Source organism: Streptomyces sp. ISL-98, assembly GCF_018614055.1.
GTDB classification, from domain to species: Bacteria; Actinomycetota; Actinomycetes; order Streptomycetales; family Streptomycetaceae; genus Streptomyces; species Streptomyces spiramyceticus.
Window position 1 is genome coordinate 18,725 of sequence record NZ_JAGGPB010000014.1, and the last position, 17,247, is coordinate 35,971.

The following is a 17,247-nucleotide window of genomic DNA, read 5'->3' on the forward strand; positions in this document are numbered from 1 at the left end:
AACGGTGCACGCCACCATACCGGCGACCATGCCCCCCTAGGAACGACCAACCGGGGATGCCCCTTTTGAGAGGCATCCCCGGTCGATGTTCAAGCCATCGGACTCGTCTCTCAGACGAGCTCGGTGACGGTGCCGCCGGCGGCGGCGATCTTCTCCTTGGCGGAGGCGGAAACGGCGTCAACCGTCACCGTCAGCGCCACGGAGACCTCGCCGGCGCCAAGCACCTTGACGAGCTGGTTCTTACGAACCGCACCCTTGGCGACCAGATCGGCCACCGTGACCTCTCCACCCTGCGGGTAGAGGTCGGCGAGCTTGTCCAGGTTCACGACCTGGTACTCGGTGCGGAACGGGTTCTTGAAGCCCTTGAGCTTCGGCAAACGCATGTGGAGGGGCATCTGCCCGCCCTCGAAGCGCTGCGGAACCTGGTAGCGGGCCTTGGTGCCCTTGGTACCACGACCTGCGGTCTTACCCTTGGATGCCTCACCACGACCGACACGGGTCTTGGCGGTCTTGGCACCCGGGGCGGGCCGGAGGTTGTGGACCTTCAGCGGGTTGTTTTCCGCCATGTCAGTCGACCTCCTCAACCGTCACGAGGTGGCGGACGGTCTGCACCATGCCGCGGAACTCGGGACGGTCCTCCTTGACAACCACGTCGTGCAGGCGCTTGAGCCCGAGCGAACGAAGGGTGTCGCGGTGGTTCTGCTTGCTGCCGATGTACGACTTCGTCTGCGTGATCTTGAGGCGGGCCATTACGCACCCGCTCCCGCACGAGCACGAAGCAGAGCCGCGGGGGCGACGTCCTCGAGGGGCAGACCACGGCGAGCCGCGATCTCCTCGGGACGCTGCAGGCCCTGGAGGGCCGCCACGGTCGCGTGCACGATGTTGATCGGGTTCGACGAACCGAGCGACTTCGACAGGATGTCGTGAACGCCGGCGCACTCGAGTACGGCACGCACCGGGCCACCGGCGATAACGCCGGTACCGGGGGAAGCCGGCTTGAGCAGGACAACGCCTGCAGCCTTCTCGCCCTGGATCGGGTGCGGGATGGTGCCCTGGATACGCGGAACCTTGAAGAAGCTCTTCTTGGCCTCTTCAACGCCCTTGGCGATGGCCGCGGGAACTTCCTTGGCCTTGCCGTATCCGACACCTACGGTGCCGTCACCGTCGCCCACCACGACCAGCGCGGTGAAGCTGAAGCGGCGACCACCCTTGACAACCTTGGCAACGCGGTTGATCGCGACAACGCGCTCAACGTAAGCGGTCTTCTCGGCGGCAGCGCCACCGTCGCGACCCTTCCGGTCCCGCCGCTCGCCGCCACCGGCACCGCTTCCGCGGCGCTGGGGTCCAGCCATTGGATTTACCTCTCTCTGTTACGTCCGTTAGTCCCGGAACCGGGGCTTAGAACTTCAGCCCGGCTTCGCGGGCGGCGTCAGCCAGAGCGGCAATGCGCCCGGCGTACCTGTTGCCACCACGGTCGAACACGACGGCCTCGACGCCGGCAGCCTTGGCACGCTCGGCGACAAGCGCGCCGACCTGCTGGGCCTGGGCGCTCTTGTCGGCCTCGCCACCGCGGATCGAGGCGTCCAGGGTCGACGCCGACGCGAGCGTGTGGCCCGCGATGTCGTCGATGACCTGCGCAACGATGTTGCGGTTGGAGCGCGTCACGACCAGGCGAGGACGCTCCGGCGTACCGGAGACGTGCTTGCGGACGCGGATGTGACGACGCTTGATGGCAGCGCGCTTGTACGCGTCACCCTTGGCGATCTTTACACCGTATGCCATGGCTTACTTACCCGCCTTTCCGACCTTGCGGCGGATAACCTCGCCCGCGTACTTGACGCCCTTGGCCTTGTACGGGTCCGGCTTACGCAGCTTGCGGATGTTCGCGGCGACTTCGCCGACCTTCTGCTTGTCGATGCCCTCGACGCTGAGCTTCGTGGGCGACTCGACCTTGAAGGAGATGCCCTCGGGGGCTTCTACGACGATCGGGTGGCTGTAGCCCAGGGCGAACTCCAGGTTGGAGCCCTTCGCCTGGACGCGGTAACCGACACCGCTGATCTCGAGCGCCTTGCTGTATCCCTGGGTCACACCGGTGATCATGTTCGCCACCAGCGTGCGGGACAGGCCGTGAAGGGCCTTGTTCTGACGCTCGTCGTTCGGGCGCAGCACCGCAAGGGTGCCGTCCTCGCCCTTGGTGACCTCGATGGGCGCCGCAACAGTGTGCGAGAGGGAACCCTTGGGGCCCTTCACCGCGACCGTACGGCCATCGATGGTGACGTCCACACCGGCGGGAACCTGGATGGGGAGCTTGCCGATTCGCGACATTAGCTTTTCCTCCGTTCCCGACTACCAGACGTAGGCGAGGACTTCCCCACCTACGCCCTTCTTGCCTGCCTGCTGGCCGGTCAGGAGACCGTGGGACGTGGAGATGATCGCCACGCCCAGGCCGCCGAGGACCTTCGGCAGGTTGGTGGACTTCGCGTAAACGCGCAGACCCGGCTTCGAGATCCGCTTGATGCCCGCAATGGAGCGCTCACGGTTCGGGCCGAACTTCAGCTCCAGGACGAGGGACTTGCCGACTTCGGCGTCCTCGACCTTCCAGCCGGTGATGAAGCCCTCCTGCTGGAGGATCTCCGCGATGTGCGACTTGATCTTGCTGTGCGGCATAGCCACGGTGTCGTGGTACGCCGAGTTCGCGTTACGCAGACGAGTCAGCATGTCCGCGATCGGATCAGTCATGGTCATGAATTGGCCTTCGGCCTCTCTCGCCGGGGTTTCCTGTATGCGCCATCCCTCTCCCCACTCAGTGGCGGGACGGGTGCGGTGCGGGGACCTACGGCGTAGTAAGTCGGTCAGGGCGGCAGGCGCCCAACCCGTCAAGCCTACGGCATTCGGGGGTGGGCTCCTGCCGACCAGATACTTACCGAGAGCTTCAGGTAATCCGTACGCCCAAAGGGCAGTACTGGACTACCAGGAGCTCTTGGTCACGCCCGGCAGCTCGCCACGGTGAGCCATCTCACGAAGGCACACGCGGCACAGGCCGAACTTGCGGTAGACGGAGTGCGGCCGGCCGCAGCGCTGGCAACGCGTGTACGCGCGCACAGCGAACTTCGGCTTGCGGGCCGCCTTAGCGATCAGGGCCTTCTTCGCCACGGTCAGTTCTCCTTGAACGGGAAGCCGAGGTGACGAAGGAGGGCACGACCCTCGTCGTCGTTGGTCGCCGTGGTAACCACGGTGATGTCCATGCCCCGGACCCGGTCGATCTTGTCCTGGTCGATCTCGTGGAACATGACCTGCTCCGTGAGACCGAAGGTGTAGTTGCCACGGCCGTCGAACTGCTTCGGCGACAGACCACGGAAGTCACGGATACGCGGCAGCGCGAGCGACAGCGTACGGTCCAGGAACTCCCACATGCGGTCACCGCGGAGGGTGACGTGGCAGCCGATCGGCTGACCCTCGCGCAGCTTGAACTGCGCGATGGACTTCCGGGCCTTGGTGACGGCCGGCTTCTGGCCAGTGATCGTGGTGAGGTCGCGAATCGCGCCGTCGATCAGCTTGGAGTCGCGGGCGGCGTCGCCCACACCCATGTTGACCACGATCTTGACGAGGCCGGGGATCTGCATGACGTTCTCGTACGAGAACTCCTCACGCAGCTTGCCCTGGATCTCCTCGCGGTAGCGCAGCTTGAGGCGCGGTGCGGTGGTGGTAGTCATCAGATGTCCTCACCAGTCCGCTTGGCAACGCGGATCTTGTTGCCCTCGTCGTCAAAGCGGTAGCCGACGCGGGTAACGACCTTCTTGCCGTCCTTCTCCACAACCAGCTGAACGTTGCTGACGTGGACCGGAGCCTCGGTCGTCACAATGCCACCGGTCTGCGAACCGCGAGCGGTCTGGCCGGCCTTGGTGTGCTTCTTGACCCGGTTGACACCCTCGACGAGGACGCGGTTCTCAGTAGGGATGGCCAGAATGACCTTGCCCTGCTTGCCCTTGTCCTTACCGGTGATGACCTGAACCAGGTCGCCCTTCTTGATCTTCATGCTTACAGCACCTCCGGCGCGAGCGAGATGATCTTCATGAACTTCTTCTCGCGCAGCTCACGGCCCACCGGGCCGAAGATACGGGTGCCGCGAGGGTCGCCGTCGTTCTTGAGAATGACAGCGGCGTTCTCGTCGAAGCGGATGTACGAGCCGTCCTGACGACGACGCTCCTTGACGGTGCGAACGATGACAGCCTTGACGACGTCACCCTTCTTCACGTTGCCGCCGGGGATCGCGTCCTTGACGGTGGCGACGATGACGTCGCCGATGCCCGCGTAGCGGCGACCCGAGCCACCGAGAACACGAATGGTGAGAATTTCCTTCGCACCCGTGTTGTCGGCGACACGCAGTCGCGACTCCTGCTGGATCACGTCTATCTCCTGATCGTCTGCCGGTTCCCGGCAGGGGCACCTGAGTGCCCCTGCCGAGCCTGGCGGAACTGTCCTGAGGGAAACCCCTCAGGGATTACTTGGCCTTCTCGAGGATCTCGACGATGCGCCAGCGCTTGCTTGCCGACAGCGGACGCGTCTCCATGATGAGGACGCGGTCGCCGACGCCGGCAGCGTTCTGCTCGTCGTGCGCCTTGAGCTTGTTCGTACGGCGGATGACCTTGCCGTACAGCGCGTGCTTGACGCGGTCCTCGACAGCGACGACGACGGTCTTGTCCATCTTGTCGCTGACGACCAGACCCTCACGGGTCTTGCGGAATCCGCGGTCAGTGTTCGTCTCAGTCACGTTCTTCTCGCTCATCAGGCGCTCTCCACCGTCTCGATGCCCAGCTCGCGCTCACGCATCAGGGTGTAGATCCGGGCGATGTCCTTACGGACGGACTTGAGCCGGCCGTGGTTCTCGAGCTGTCCGGTCGCCGCCTGGAAGCGGAGATTGAACAGTTCTTCCTTGGCCTCACGGAGCTTGGCGACGAGATCCTCGTCGTTCAGCTCGCGCAGCTCGGTCGCCTTGGTACCGGCCGCCATCACGACTCACCTGCCTCGCGCCGAACAATCCGGCACTTCATCGGAAGCTTGTGAGCAGCGCGGGTGAGCGCCTCACGAGCAATCTTCTCGTTCGGGTAGGACAGCTCGAACATCACCCGACCGGGCTTGACGTTCGCGATCCACCACTCGGGGGAACCCTTACCGGAACCCATGCGGGTCTCGGCAGGCTTCTTGGTGAGCGGACGGTCCGGGTAGATGTTGATCCAGACCTTGCCGCCACGCTTGATGTGGCGGGTCATCGCGATACGAGCAGCCTCGATCTGGCGGTTCGTCACGTACGCCGGGGTCAGCGCCTGGATGCCGTACTCGCCGAATGCGACCTCAGTGCCACCCTTCGCCATACCACTGCGCTTGGGGTGGTGCTGCTTGCGGTGCTTGACCCTACGAGGGATCAGCATTTCGGTCAGGCCTCCGTTCCGGTGCTCTCAGCCGGAGCAGCGGCGGCGGGAGCGTCGGCCTTGGGGGCCTCCGCTGCCGGCGCGGACTGCTGCGGCTTGCGGCCGCGGCCGCCACGCTCGCCACCACGACCACCACGGCCACCGGCCGGACGGTCGCCCGCGCCGCCACCACGGGCCGGGCGGTTACCCGCACGGGCCGCAGCGTTCTCGGCGCGAACCTCGGCGATGTTCTTGACGTCGCCCTTGTAGATCCAGACCTTCACGCCGATACGGCCGAAGGTGGTCTTGGCCTCGAAGAAGCCGTAGTCCACGTTCGCGCGCAGCGTGTGCAGCGGCACACGACCCTCGCGGTAGAACTCGGACCGGGACATCTCGGCGCCGCCGAGACGGCCACCACACTGGATCTTGATGCCCTTGGCGCCGGCCTTCATCGTGCCCTGCATGCTCTTACGCATGGCGCGACGGAAGGAGACGCGGGAGGAGAGCTGCTCGGCAACGGCCTGGGCAACCAGCTGAGCGTCCATCTCGGGGTTCTTGACCTCGAGGATGTTCAGCTGGACCTGCTTGCCCGTGAGCTTCTCGAGGTCGCCGCGGATGCGGTCGGCCTCGGCGCCACGGCGGCCGATGACGATGCCCGGACGAGCGGTGTGGATGTCCACACGCACGCGGTCACGGGTGCGCTCGATCTCAACCTTCGAGATGCCGGCGCGCTCCATGCCGGACGTCATCATCCTGCGGATGGCGACGTCTTCCTTGACGTAGTCCTTGTACAGCTTGTCGGCGTACCAGCGGGACTTGAAGTCCGTGGTGATGCCGAGCCGGAACCCGTGCGGGTTTACCTTCTGGCCCATTACCGGGAACCTTCCTTGCTGCTGACGACCACGGTGATGTGGCTGGTCCGCTTGCGGATCCGGTAGGCACGGCCCTGGGCACGCGGACGGAACCGCTTCAGGGTCGGGCCCTCGTCGACGTACGCCTCGCTGATGACCAGCGAGGAGGCGTCCGTGTGGTCGTAGTTGTGCGCAGCGTTGGCAATGGCACTGTCAAGCACCTTGCCGACCGGCACGCTCGCGGCCTGCGCGGCGAAACGCAGGACCGCCTGAGCCTCCGTGGCATCCATGCCACGGATAAGGTCCACCACGCGGCGGGCCTTCATGGGCGTGACGCGGATGTACCGCGCCTGGGCCCTGGCTTCCATGGTTGTCCCTTCGGTGTCGTTCATAGTCATCGCACCCCGCCTTAGCGGCGCTTCGACTTGCGGTCGTCCTTGACGTGGCCGCGGAAGGTGCGGGTCGGCGCAAACTCGCCGAGCTTGTGGCCGACCATCGACTCGGTGACGAACACCGGGACGTGAATCTTGCCGTTGTGCACCGCGATGGTGTGACCCAGCATGCTGGGAATGATCATCGAGCGCCGGGACCAGGTCTTGATGACGTTCTTGGTGCCAGCTTCGTTCTGTACGTCCACCTTCTTTACGAGGTGTCCGTCGACGAAGGGCCCCTTCTTGAGACTGCGCGGCATCTAAACCCGCTCCTAGCGCTTCTTGTTCGACTTGCGGCGGCGGACGATGTACTTGCTCGATGCCTTCTTCGGCGAGCGAGTACGACCTTCCTTCTGACCCCACGGGCTGACCGGGTGACGACCACCGGAAGTCTTGCCCTCACCACCACCGTGCGGGTGGTCAACGGGGTTCATCGCGACACCGCGAACGGTCGGGCGTACGCCCTTCCAGCGCATACGGCCGGCCTTGCCCCAGTTGATGTTCGACTGCTCGGCGTTGCCGACCTCGCCAATCGTGGCGCGGCAGCGGGCGTCGACCAGGCGAATTTCACCGGACGGCATACGAAGGTGGGCCATCGTGCCCTCCTTCGCCAGCAGCTGCACGGAGGCACCCGCGGAACGGGCGAACTTCGCGCCGCCGCCGGGCCGCAGCTCGATGGCGTGGATGGTCGTACCCACCGGGATGTTGCGCAGCGCCAGGTTGTTGCCGGGCTTGATGTCGGCCGCGGGGCCGTTCTCAATCCGGTCACCCTGCGTGAGGCCACGCGGCGCGATGATGTAGCGCTTCTCGCCGTCTGCGTAGTGCAGCAGCGCGATGCGCGCGGTGCGGTTGGGGTCGTACTCGATGTGCGCGACCTTGGCCGGCACGCCGTCCTTGTCGTGACGACGGAAGTCGATCACTCGGTAGGCGCGCTTGTGTCCGCCACCCTGGTGGCGAACGGTGATCCGACCGGCGTTGTTACGGCCGCCCTTGCTGTGCAGGGGGCGGACCAGCGACTTCTCCGGCGTGGACCGCGTGATCTCGACAAAGTCGGCGACGGAGGAGCCACGGCGGCCCGGCGTCGTCGGCTTGTACTTGCGGATTCCCATTTCTCAGTCCTCGTCCGATTCCGGACGATCCAGACCGCCCTTAGGCGGTCGGACCGCCGAAGATGTCGATACGGTCGCCCTCGGCGAGGGTCACGATGGCGCGCTTGGTGTCAGCGCGCTTGCCGAAGCCGGTCTTGGTGCGCTTGCGCTTGCCCTGCCGGTTGATCGTGTTGACCCCGGTGACCTTGACCCCGAAGACCGCCTGGACGGCCTGCTTGATCTGGGTCTTGTTGGAGCCGGGCGCGACGATGAACGTGTACTTGTTCTCGTCGAGCAGCGCGTAGCTCTTCTCGGAAACAACCGGCTTGACGAGGACGTCACGCGGGTCCGTGAAGGTCTTGCTGGTTACGGTCGCCTCAGTCATCAGACGTCGCTCCCTTCGGTCTCATCGGCCTTGGTGGGGCCAGACACGAAAGACTCGAAAGCGGCCTTGGTGAAGACCACGTCGTCGGAGACGAGCACGTCGTACGTGTTCAGCTGGCCCGGCTCCAGGAGGTGCACCTGGGGCAGGTTGCGGGCGGACAGCCACGCGGCCTCGTCCGAACGCTCGGCGACCAGGAGCACGTGCTTGCGCTCGCTGACCTTGCCCAGCAGGTTCTTCGCGGCCTTGGTGGAAACCGCACCCTCGACCACGTCGGAGACGACGTGGATGCGAGCGTTGCGGGCCCGGTCGGTGAGGGCGCCACGCAGAGCGGCGGCCTTCATCTTCTTGGGCGTGCGCTGCGAGTAGTCACGCGGCTGCGGGCCGTGGACGACGCCACCGCCGGCGAACTGCGGGGCGCGGGTCGAACCCTGACGGGCGCGGCCGGTGCCCTTCTGGCGGTACGGCTTCTTGCCGCCACCACGGACTTCGCCGCGACGCTTGGTCTTGTGCGTGCCCTGACGGGCAGCAGCCAGCTGTGCGACAACGACCTGGTGGATCAGCGGAATGCTGACCTTGGCATCGAAGATCTCCGCGGGGAGCTCGACGGTACCGGCCTTGTCGCCTGCCGGCGTAAGGATGTCAATGGTGCTCATCGGTTCCTCAAACCCCCTTGGCCGCGGTACGGACCAGGACGAGGCCACCGTTGGGGCCGGGGACGGCGCCCTTGATGAGCAGCAGACCCTTCTCGGCGTCAACGGCGTGGACGGTCAGGTTCTGGGTGGTGACCCGCTCGTTGCCCATACGACCCGCCATGCGCATGCCCTTGAAAACACGGCCGGGGGTGGCACAGCCACCGATGGAACCGGGCTTGCGGTGCACGCGGTGGGCACCGTGGGAAGCCTTGCCACCGGCGAAGTTGTGACGCTTCATGACACCGGCGAAGCCCTTGCCCTTGCTCTTGCCCGTGACGTCAACCTTGACGCCGGACTCGAACACCTCGGCAGTGATCTCCTGGCCGAGCGTGTACTCGCTGGCGTCGGAGGTACGGAGCTCCACCAGGTGGCGGCGCGGGGTCACGTCGGCCTTGGCGAAGTGACCCTTGAGGGGCTTGTTCACCTTGCGAGGGTCGATCTCGCCGAAGGCGATCTGGACCGACTCGTAGCCGTCGGAGTCATTCGTGCGGACCTGGGTCACGACATTCGGCCCGGCCTTGACGACGGTCACCGGGACAACCCGGTTGTTCTCGTCCCAGACCTGGGTCATGCCGAGCTTCTCGCCCAGGATTCCCTTAATCTGCTTAGCCATCTCCGCGCCCCTCAGAGCTTGATCTCGATGTCAACGCCGGCCGGAAGGTCCAGGCGCATCAGCGAGTCAACGGTCTTGGGCGTGGGGTCGAGGATGTCGATGAGGCGCTTGTGCGTGCGCATCTCGAAGTGCTCGCGAGAATCCTTGTACTTGTGCGGCGACTTGATGACGCAGTACACGTTCTTCTCTGTGGGCAGCGGCACCGGGCCTGCGACCGACGCACCAGTGCGAGTCACCGTCTCGACGATCTTCTTCGCCGAAGAGTCGATGACCTCGTGGTCGTAGGCCTTGAGCCGGATGCGGATCTTCTGTCCCGCCATGGCTACCTAGTAGTCCTGTCTCTCGTAACGCTCTGGGACCCGGTACGTTCGCGTCCTGCTCCGACCCACGCGGTCGGGCGTGTCGCATCCCCTCTACGTAGAAATCCCTAAGGATTTCCCAACCAAGGGGGTGCGGGCCAAAACCGCAAGTCGGGGGCAGAACACCCACCGGGTGCCTGGTCGGCGCCCCGCTGACACTTCCCGGAAGATTCCCGTACGTCCGCTCCAGCGCTGCCCAGAAGGCAGTTGGGGCGACGAGTACTGTGGGACTCGCTTCCGGTCCTCCCGGCGGGAGGCGCGCAGCATCGGCACTCAACCGAGCAACCCCGACAGTCTGCCATACGGGGCATAGCTCGCGCCAATCGGGCGGAAGAGATTACCCGGTAGGTGTCGCAGGTCAAACCCGGGTTGGGCCCCAGGCCCGCGATCCGCCGGACACCGCACCCCCGCGGATCTTCGTACGAGTGCTATGACCAGGGCTGAATGCAGCCGCCACGCTGCGTAGAGGCAACCCCGGGCACCGAATCCCCGTCCACCTTCACAGAGCGCAGCGCGAAGCACCGCCCGCTGCGGGGGAAGTGGACGGGGAGCAGCACGCGTGACCAGTACCGCCGAACAAGGGCCTGCCCCTGCCTGCCCTCAGGGCGCCACCGCGTCCGGGCCCACCAGGCGCACCCTCGTCGCCTCCGCCGCCGCCGTGACGGCCGGCCTCGCCGTGAGCTCCTGCTCGGTCCCCGCCCCGCGCCGCAAGGGCCCCGCGCCCGACCCGCTGCCTGGCAAGCAGATGTCCGAGCCCCGGCACGCGCTGCTGATGCAGATACTCGCCCACCCGGACGACGACCTGTACTTCATGAACCCGGACACCCAGCGCACGCTGGACGCCGGCGTCCCGCTGGTCTGTGTGTACGTCACCGCGGGCGAGGCCAACGGCGTCAACCGGATCCCCGGCGCGGGGCCCCAGGCCGCCGACAGGACGGCGTACTCCTCCGCCCGCCATCAGGGACTGCGCCAGGCGTACGCCACTCTCCTCGGACTGCCCCGGTTCACCGAGTGGGACAAGTCCGTCACCACGCTGCGCGGGGACCGCAGGGCCGAGCTGAACACGCTCGCCCACGGTGACCGGCGGGTCGAGCTGATCTTCCTCAATCTGGCCATGCACACCTCGTGGGGGCGGATGGGACTGCCCAGCCTGTGGGAGGCGAGGGGGCTGTCGCTGCGTACCGTCGTGGCCGACAACTCGCCGCTGCAGAAGGCCGGTTCGTACACGTACGACGGGCTCGTCGACGTACTCGCGGGGCTGATGGCCGAGTACCGGCCCACCGTCGTGCAGACCCTCGATCCCGACCCGGACATCCAGCACAGCGACGAGGCCACCCGGCGCCGCGACAGCGAGCAGCCCGGTTACTCCGACCACGCCGACCACACGGCCGTCGGCTGTTTCGCCTGGGCTGCGATGATCCGCCGGGTCGCCGAGGCCACCGAGAACCGCGGTGACGTGCCCGGCTTCGTCGCCACGTCGTACCGCGGCTACTACAACCGCCACTGGCCCAAGAATCTGCCGCAGGACGTGCTCAGGGAGAAGGCCTCTCACCTCGTCCCGTACGGCGGCGCACCCGACTGGGAGTGCGGGAACGCGGCGGGCTGCGGCGACTACAACGTCGGCGGCGACCGCCCGCTCACCAACCGGAAGGGCTGGGTCCGCTCCACCCACTACCGCTACCCCGGCGCGCGCCCGGTCGTCGCCACCGGGGCCGACGGGCGTCTGACGGCGTACGGCGTGCTGGGCCTGCGGGTCGCACGCTGGCGCGAGACGGCGCGCGGCAGCGGTGTGTGGGGCGCACCGGACGACCTGGGCGGCGGGCCGCTCGCGCCGGCGCTCGGCTCGGCGACTCTGGGGGACGGGAGGCAGCTCATATTCGGGCTGCGTTTCGCCGCGCTCGGCGGTCATGGCGCGGCCAACGCGCGCGAGATCGTACTGCTCGAACAGCGCACGCCTGACGGGGAGTTCAGCGCCTGGACCGGCCTCGGCAACCCGGAGAAGCGCCCGGACCGCGGGCGCCGCATCGGCTCGCCCGTCGCCGTGGCGGCTCCTGACGGCCGGGTCCATCTGTTCGTACGCAACGCGGACAAGGGCATCAGCACGCGGGTCAGGGACACAGCGGGGCGCTGGGCCGGCTGGCGCGATCTGGGCGGCGGCGAGATACAGGACGGCCTGGCCACCGCGGTGGACGGCCACGGCCGCGTCCACGTCTTCGCCGCGGGCCACGACAGCGTCCACCACTGGACGCAGGACGCACCCGGCAAGCCGGTGGGACCGCGCCCGGCGACCGGCCTGCCCGCGCCGGGCGACTCCCCCACGGCCCTCGCGGCGCCGGACGGCGGCATCGACCTCGTGTACCGGGGCCCCGCGACCGCGCGGCTGACGACGGCACGGGTGGGCGGCGCGAGCCCGGTACGGCTGCGCTTCAACGGTTACGGGGCGGTGGGCGCCGTAACGGCCCCGAAGGGCCCGGTCCTGGTGGGCCGCGACCGCAAGGGCCACGTCCAGCTCCTGACGGACGGCCGCCTGATACGCCGTAAGGGAGCGCCGGCATCCCTTGAGGTCCCCACGCTGCACCTCGGCCCCGAGGGCCCGGCAGTGGTGGGCCTCGGTCCGGACGCCACGCCGTGGCTCTGGAAGCCGTAGCCGCGTAGCCGCAACCACTACCGGCAACAACAGAAGGGCCCCGGCTCCGCCGCGAACGGCGGGGCCGGGGCCCTTCTTGGTGCTCTGCTGGAGCAACCAGGTCAAGCCACCAAATTACTTGGTGATCTTGGTGACCTGGCCGGCGCCCACGGTCCGGCCACCCTCACGGATGGCGAACTTCAGGCCCTCCTCCATGGCGACCGGCTGAATCAGCGCGACCGTCATGATGGTGTTGTCGCCCGGCATGACCATCTCGGTGCCCTCGGGGAGGGTAACGACGCCGGTCACGTCCGTGGTACGGAAGTAGAACTGCGGGCGGTAGTTGTTGAAGAAGGGGGTGTGACGGCCACCCTCGTCCTTCGACAGGATGTAGGCCTGGGCCTCAAACTCGGTGTGCGGCGTAACCGAACCGGGCTTGATGATGACCTGGCCGCGCTCGACGTCCTCGCGCTTGATGCCACGGAGGAGCAGACCGACGTTCTCGCCCGCCTGGCCCTCGTCGAGCAGCTTGCGGAACATCTCGATGCCGGTGACCGTGGTGGTGGTCTTCTCTTCCTTGATACCGACGATGTCGACGGTCTCGTTGACCTTGAGAACACCACGCTCGATACGACCGGTGACGACCGTGCCACGACCGGTGATCGTGAAGACGTCCTCGATCGGCATCAGGAACGGCTTGTCGACGTCGCGCTCGGGCTGCGGGATCGACTCGTCGACGGCCTTCATCAGGTCGAGGACAGTCTGGCCCCACTCCTTGTCGCCCTCGAGCGCCTTGAGCGCCGAGACCTTGACGACCGGGAGGTCGTCGCCCGGGAACTCGTACTCGGAGAGGAGCTCACGGACCTCGAGCTCGACGAGCTCCAGGATCTCCTCGTCGTCCACCATGTCGGCCTTGTTCAGGGCGACAACGATGTACGGCACGCCGACCTGGCGGGCCAGGAGCACGTGCTCCTTGGTCTGCGGCATCGGGCCGTCGGTGGCGGCAACCACGAGGATGGCGCCGTCCATCTGCGCCGCACCCGTGATCATGTTCTTGATGTAGTCCGCGTGACCGGGGCAGTCGACGTGCGCGTAGTGACGCGACTCCGTCTGGTACTCGACGTGCGCGATCGAGATCGTGATACCGCGCTGACGCTCCTCAGGAGCCTTGTCGATCTGGTCGAAGGCCGAGGCCTCGTTCAGGTCGGGGTACGCGTCGTGCAGCACCTTGGTAATCGCCGCGGTCAGCGTCGTCTTACCGTGGTCAATGTGACCGATGGTGCCGATGTTGACGTGCGGCTTAGTCCGCTCGAACTTCGCCTTCGCCACTGGGTCCTCCTGGAGTGGTTCTGTACGCCTTGCTTCATCGGCGCCAGGTGATCTTTGCTGGGATGCCAACCGCCGGGTTTTCCACACGGGGTCGCGGGGAAAACCCCGGCGGTCGGGTCAAGCCTAAAGCGTCAACTCGGGGGAGTTACTCGCCCTTGGCCTTCGCGATGATCTCCTCGGCGACGTTCCGCGGAACCTCGGCGTAGGAGTCGAACTGCATCGAGTAGCTTGCGCGACCCGAGGTCTTGCTGCGGAGGTCTCCGACGTAGCCGAACATCTCCGAGAGGGGCACGAGGCCCTTCACGACGCGAGCGCCGCTGCGCTCCTCCATGGCCTGAATCTGGCCACGGCGGGAGTTGAGGTCGCCGATGACATCGCCCATGTAGTCCTCGGGCGTGGTGACCTCGACGGCCATCATCGGCTCGAGGAGCACGGGAGAGGCCTTGCGGGCACCCTCCTTGAACGCCTGCGAACCGGCGATCTTGAAGGCGAGCTCGGAGGAGTCGACCTCGTGGTAACCACCGTCGAGAAGGGTGACGCGAACGCCGACCATCTCGTAACCGGCCAGGATGCCGAACTGCATGGCTTCCTGCGCGCCCGCGTCCACCGACGGGATGTACTCCCGGGGGATGCGGCCACCGGTGACCTTGTTGACGAACTCGTACGAGGCGTCGCCACCCTCGATGGGCTCAAGGGCGATCTGCACCTTCGCGAACTGGCCAGTACCACCAGTCTGCTTCTTGTGCGTGTAGTCGATACGCTCGACGGTCTTGCGGATCGTCTCGCGGTACGCGACCTGGGGCTTGCCGACGTTCGCCTCGACGCGGAACTCGCGCTTCATGCGGTCGACCAGCACCTCGAGGTGAAGCTCGCCCATACCACCGATGATGGTCTGGCCGGTCTCCTCGTCCGAGTGCACCTGGAAGGAGGGGTCCTCCTCCGCGAGCCGCTGGATGGCAACACCCAGCCGCTCCTGGTCACCCTTGGACTTGGGCTCGATCGCGACCTGAATGACCGGCGCCGGGAAGTCCATGGACTCCAGGATCACCGGGTTCTTCTCGTCGCACAGCGTCTCACCGGTGGTGGTCTGCTTCAGACCCATGACGGCGACGATGTCACCGGCACCCACCGAGGGGATCTCCTCACGCTTGTTCGCGTGCATGCGGTAGATCTTGCCGATGCGCTCCTTCTTGCCCTTGACCGAGTTCAGCACCGCGGTGCCGGCCTCGAGGCGACCGGAGTAGATCCGGACGAAGGTGAGCTTGCCCAGGTGCGGGTCGCTCGCGATCTTGAAGGCAAGGCCGGAGAACGGCTCCTCGTCCGACGGCTGACGCTTGACGACCGTCTCCGGGTCCTTGACGTCGTGGCCCTCAATGGCCTCGACGTCCAGGGGAGACGGCAGGTAGCGAACAACGGCGTCGAGCAGGGGCTGGACGCCCTTGTTCTTGAACGCGGTACCGCAGAACACCGGGGAGACGGTGACGGAGTCGGCGCTGCCCTTGGAGGCCAGAGTGATACGACGGATGGCGGCGTACAGCTGGTCCTCGGTCGGCTCCTGGCCGTCGAGGTACAGCTCCATCATCTCGTCGTCGTGCTCGGAAACAGCCTCGAGGAGCTTGCCGCGCCACTCGTCGGCAGCCTCGACGTGCGTCGCCGGGATGTCGACGATGTCGTACGCCTCGCCCTTGGCCGCCTCGGCGGACCAGACGAAGGCCTTCATCGTCACGAGGTCGACAACACCCTGGAAGTCGGCCTCGGCGCCAATCGGGAGCTGCATGACCAGCGGAACCGCACCGAGGCGGTCGACGATCATGTCGACGCAGCGGTGGAACTCGGCGCCGGTGCGGTCGAGCTTGTTGACGAAGCAGATACGCGGCACGCCGTAGCGGTCCGCCTGACGCCAGACAGTCTCGGACTGCGGCTCGACGCCCGCCACACCGTCGAACACGGTGACGGCGCCGTCGAGGACGCGGAGCGAACGCTCCACCTCGACGGTGAAGTCGACGTGACCCGGGGTGTCGATGATGTTGATCGTGTGATCAACATCGTTGAGCGGCCAGTGGCAGGTCGTCGCGGCAGACGTGATCGTGATGCCGCGCTCCTGCTCCTGCTCCATCCAGTCCATCGTGGCAGCGCCGTCGTGGACTTCACCGATCTTGTAAGACACACCGGTGTAGAAGAGGATCCGCTCGGTGGTGGTCGTCTTGCCCGCGTCGATGTGGGCCATGATCCCGATGTTGCGGACCTTGGCCAGGTCAAGCGAAGTGGTGGCCATAAGGCTCAATCTTCTCTCGGTCTCGAAGTGGGTAACGACTACCAGCGGTAGTGCGCGAAGGCCTTGTTGGACTCGGCCATCTTGTGGGTGTCCTCACGCTTCTTGACGGCAGCGCCAAGACCGTTCGAGGCGTCGAGCAGCTCGTTCATGAGGCGCTCGGTCATGGTCTTCTCGCGGCGGGCGCGGGAGTAACCCACGACCCAGCGCAGCGCGAGGGTGGCCGCACGACCGGGCTTGACCTCGATCGGCACCTGGTAGGTGGCGCCACCGACACGGCGGGACTTGACCTCGAGCGAGGGCTTGACGTTCTCAAGCGCGCGCTTCAGCGTGATGACCGGGTCGTTGCCGGTCTTCTCGCGGAGGCCTTCCATGGCGCCGTACACGATCCGCTCGGCGGTGGAACGCTTGCCGTCGAGAAGGATCTTGTTGATCAACGACGTCACAAGAGGAGAGCTGTAGACCGGGTCAATGATGACCGGGCGCTTCGGGGCGGGGCCCTTACGAGGCATTCTTACTTCTCCTTCTTGGCGCCGTAGCGGCTGCGGGCCTGCTTACGGTTCTTGACACCCTGGGTGTCGAGCGAGCCGCGGATGATCTTGTAGCGAACACCCGGCAGGTCCTTCACACGGCCACCACGCACGAGCACGATCGAGTGCTCCTGCAGGTTGTGTCCCTCACCCGGGATGTAAGCGGTGACTTCGATCCCGCTGGTCAGACGCACACGCGCGACCTTACGCAGGGCCGAGTTCGGCTTCTTCGGGGTGGTCGTGAACACACGCGTGCAGACGCCGCGACGCTGAGGGGAACCCTCAAGTGCGGGCGTCTTGTTCTTCTCGACCTTGTCCTGCCGGCCCTTACGGACCAGCTGCTGGATCGTAGGCACTACTTCTCCGGTTTCTGTGTGCCGATCACTGTGAAACTAACCTGGAACACCTCCGACCCACGCGGTCGGGTGTGTCGAACACTGCAAGCCCCCGTCGAAACGGAGAAGAGACAGATTGCGGTGTGTTTGTCCTGGCTCTCCGCGCGGACATAGGCACGCACGGGAGCCCAGGCACACCCCAGGCACAAGGTCTGAGCGTACCTACCTCATGGACTTCGGTCAAAACAAATGCCGTGCACCCCAACACGCCGGACTTCCTGAAGGGATCCAGCGGCCCCCGCAACGCCATTCCGGCCACTGAGACGGA

General features: G+C 66.2%; 26 protein-coding genes. 1 reads left to right on the forward strand and 25 read right to left on the reverse strand.

Annotation, left to right across the window (positions count from 1 at the left end):
- Positions 1-110 precede the first annotated feature (110 nt).
- From rplO to rpsJ, 21 genes are all read right to left on the reverse strand, one after another.
- Positions 111-566 (reverse strand): 50S ribosomal protein L15, encoded by a 456-nt coding sequence (gene rplO / locus J7I98_RS10670; RefSeq protein WP_069927442.1) that lies wholly within the window; start codon positions 564-566, stop codon positions 111-113.
- Between the two features lies 1 nt (position 567).
- Positions 568-750, reverse strand: a complete 183-nt coding sequence (rpmD, locus tag J7I98_RS10675) for a 50S ribosomal protein L30 (protein ID WP_214920405.1) — start codon at positions 748-750, stop codon at positions 568-570.
- Complete coding sequence (rpsE, locus tag J7I98_RS10680; protein ID WP_014047793.1) at positions 750-1,352, reverse strand: 30S ribosomal protein S5; 603 nt, start codon at positions 1,350-1,352, stop codon at positions 750-752. Before rpsE ends, rpmD begins: the two co-directional genes overlap by 1 nt.
- A 46-nt stretch (positions 1,353-1,398) precedes the next feature.
- The gene (rplR, locus tag J7I98_RS10685; RefSeq protein ID WP_028812363.1) at positions 1,399-1,782 is read right to left on the reverse strand and encodes a 50S ribosomal protein L18; all 384 of its coding nucleotides are present in this window, start codon (positions 1,780-1,782) and stop codon (positions 1,399-1,401) included.
- A 3-nt stretch (positions 1,783-1,785) separates the two neighbouring features.
- A complete protein-coding gene (rplF, locus tag J7I98_RS10690) occupies positions 1,786-2,325 on the reverse strand; it encodes a 50S ribosomal protein L6 (protein ID WP_214920406.1) in 540 nt (179 codons plus the stop codon).
- Positions 2,326-2,346: 21 nt separating this feature from the next.
- Positions 2,347-2,745: a 30S ribosomal protein S8 gene (rpsH, locus tag J7I98_RS10695; RefSeq protein ID WP_028812365.1), complete on the reverse strand. Its 399-nt coding sequence runs from the start codon at positions 2,743-2,745 to the stop codon at positions 2,347-2,349.
- A gap of 222 nt (positions 2,746-2,967) precedes the next feature.
- Positions 2,968-3,153, reverse strand: coding sequence for a type Z 30S ribosomal protein S14 (locus J7I98_RS10700; protein WP_004571834.1), 186 nt, complete (start codon positions 3,151-3,153; stop codon positions 2,968-2,970).
- Between the two features lie 2 nt (positions 3,154-3,155).
- The gene (gene rplE / locus J7I98_RS10705) at positions 3,156-3,713 is read right to left on the reverse strand and encodes a 50S ribosomal protein L5 (protein WP_214920407.1); all 558 of its coding nucleotides are present in this window, start codon (positions 3,711-3,713) and stop codon (positions 3,156-3,158) included.
- Positions 3,713-4,036, reverse strand: a complete 324-nt coding sequence (gene rplX / locus J7I98_RS10710; RefSeq protein WP_214920408.1) for a 50S ribosomal protein L24 — start codon at positions 4,034-4,036, stop codon at positions 3,713-3,715. Before rplX ends, rplE begins: the two co-directional genes overlap by 1 nt.
- Before the next feature lie 2 nt (positions 4,037-4,038).
- Positions 4,039-4,407 (reverse strand): 50S ribosomal protein L14, encoded by a 369-nt coding sequence (gene rplN / locus J7I98_RS10715; RefSeq protein WP_003966950.1) that lies wholly within the window; start codon positions 4,405-4,407, stop codon positions 4,039-4,041.
- A gap of 94 nt (positions 4,408-4,501) precedes the next feature.
- Complete coding sequence (gene rpsQ / locus J7I98_RS10720) at positions 4,502-4,786, reverse strand: 30S ribosomal protein S17 (RefSeq protein ID WP_214920409.1); 285 nt, start codon at positions 4,784-4,786, stop codon at positions 4,502-4,504.
- Positions 4,786-5,010 (reverse strand): 50S ribosomal protein L29, encoded by a 225-nt coding sequence (gene rpmC, locus J7I98_RS10725; protein WP_028812369.1) that lies wholly within the window; start codon positions 5,008-5,010, stop codon positions 4,786-4,788. The genes rpsQ and rpmC overlap by 1 nt, the downstream gene beginning before the upstream one ends.
- Complete coding sequence (gene rplP, locus J7I98_RS10730; protein ID WP_119286204.1) at positions 5,010-5,429, reverse strand: 50S ribosomal protein L16; 420 nt, start codon at positions 5,427-5,429, stop codon at positions 5,010-5,012. Before rplP ends, rpmC begins: the two co-directional genes overlap by 1 nt.
- 5 nt (positions 5,430-5,434) lie before the next feature.
- Positions 5,435-6,280 (reverse strand): 30S ribosomal protein S3, encoded by an 846-nt coding sequence (gene rpsC / locus J7I98_RS10735; RefSeq protein ID WP_214920410.1) that lies wholly within the window; start codon positions 6,278-6,280, stop codon positions 5,435-5,437.
- Positions 6,280-6,627 (reverse strand): 50S ribosomal protein L22, encoded by a 348-nt coding sequence (rplV, locus tag J7I98_RS10740; RefSeq protein ID WP_069927445.1) that lies wholly within the window; start codon positions 6,625-6,627, stop codon positions 6,280-6,282. Before rplV ends, rpsC begins: the two co-directional genes overlap by 1 nt.
- Positions 6,628-6,668: 41 nt before the next feature.
- Positions 6,669-6,950: a 30S ribosomal protein S19 gene (rpsS, locus tag J7I98_RS10745; protein ID WP_138894198.1), complete on the reverse strand. Its 282-nt coding sequence runs from the start codon at positions 6,948-6,950 to the stop codon at positions 6,669-6,671.
- 12 nt (positions 6,951-6,962) lie between these two features.
- Positions 6,963-7,799, reverse strand: a complete 837-nt coding sequence (gene rplB, locus J7I98_RS10750; protein ID WP_214920411.1) for a 50S ribosomal protein L2 — start codon at positions 7,797-7,799, stop codon at positions 6,963-6,965.
- Positions 7,800-7,839: 40 nt separating this feature from the next.
- Positions 7,840-8,163 (reverse strand): 50S ribosomal protein L23, encoded by a 324-nt coding sequence (gene rplW, locus J7I98_RS10755; RefSeq protein WP_214920412.1) that lies wholly within the window; start codon positions 8,161-8,163, stop codon positions 7,840-7,842.
- On the reverse strand, positions 8,163-8,816 hold the full coding sequence (rplD, locus tag J7I98_RS10760; protein WP_214920413.1) for a 50S ribosomal protein L4: 654 nt from the start codon (positions 8,814-8,816) through the stop codon (positions 8,163-8,165). Before rplD ends, rplW begins: the two co-directional genes overlap by 1 nt.
- 7 nt (positions 8,817-8,823) lie before the next feature.
- Positions 8,824-9,468 carry a 50S ribosomal protein L3 gene (gene rplC, locus J7I98_RS10765; protein WP_028812377.1) on the reverse strand — a complete coding sequence of 215 codons (645 nt, stop codon included), beginning with the start codon at positions 9,466-9,468 and terminating at the stop codon, positions 8,824-8,826.
- Between the two features lie 11 nt (positions 9,469-9,479).
- Positions 9,480-9,788: a 30S ribosomal protein S10 gene (gene rpsJ / locus J7I98_RS10770; protein WP_003948644.1), complete on the reverse strand. Its 309-nt coding sequence runs from the start codon at positions 9,786-9,788 to the stop codon at positions 9,480-9,482.
- Positions 9,789-10,485: 697 nt separating this feature from the next.
- Between rpsJ and J7I98_RS10775 the strand changes: the two genes are divergently transcribed.
- Positions 10,486-12,474 (forward strand): PIG-L family deacetylase, encoded by a 1,989-nt coding sequence (locus tag J7I98_RS10775; RefSeq protein WP_308377727.1) that lies wholly within the window; start codon positions 10,486-10,488, stop codon positions 12,472-12,474.
- Between the two features lie 114 nt (positions 12,475-12,588).
- Here J7I98_RS10775 and tuf read toward each other — a convergent pair whose 3' ends face one another.
- The 4 genes from tuf to rpsL all read right to left on the reverse strand — a co-directional run bounded on the left by tuf (position 12,589) and on the right by rpsL (position 16,940).
- Positions 12,589-13,782 (reverse strand): elongation factor Tu, encoded by a 1,194-nt coding sequence (tuf, locus tag J7I98_RS10780; protein ID WP_069927451.1) that lies wholly within the window; start codon positions 13,780-13,782, stop codon positions 12,589-12,591.
- 145 nt (positions 13,783-13,927) lie between these two features.
- Complete coding sequence (fusA, locus tag J7I98_RS10785; protein ID WP_214920415.1) at positions 13,928-16,057, reverse strand: elongation factor G; 2,130 nt, start codon at positions 16,055-16,057, stop codon at positions 13,928-13,930.
- 38 nt (positions 16,058-16,095) lie between these two features.
- A complete protein-coding gene (rpsG, locus tag J7I98_RS10790; RefSeq protein ID WP_028812383.1) occupies positions 16,096-16,566 on the reverse strand; it encodes a 30S ribosomal protein S7 in 471 nt (156 codons plus the stop codon).
- Between the two features lie 2 nt (positions 16,567-16,568).
- Entirely contained in the window at positions 16,569-16,940 is a 372-nt protein-coding gene (gene rpsL, locus J7I98_RS10795) for a 30S ribosomal protein S12 (RefSeq protein WP_003948652.1), read from the reverse strand.
- Positions 16,941-17,247: the final 307 nt, after the last annotated feature.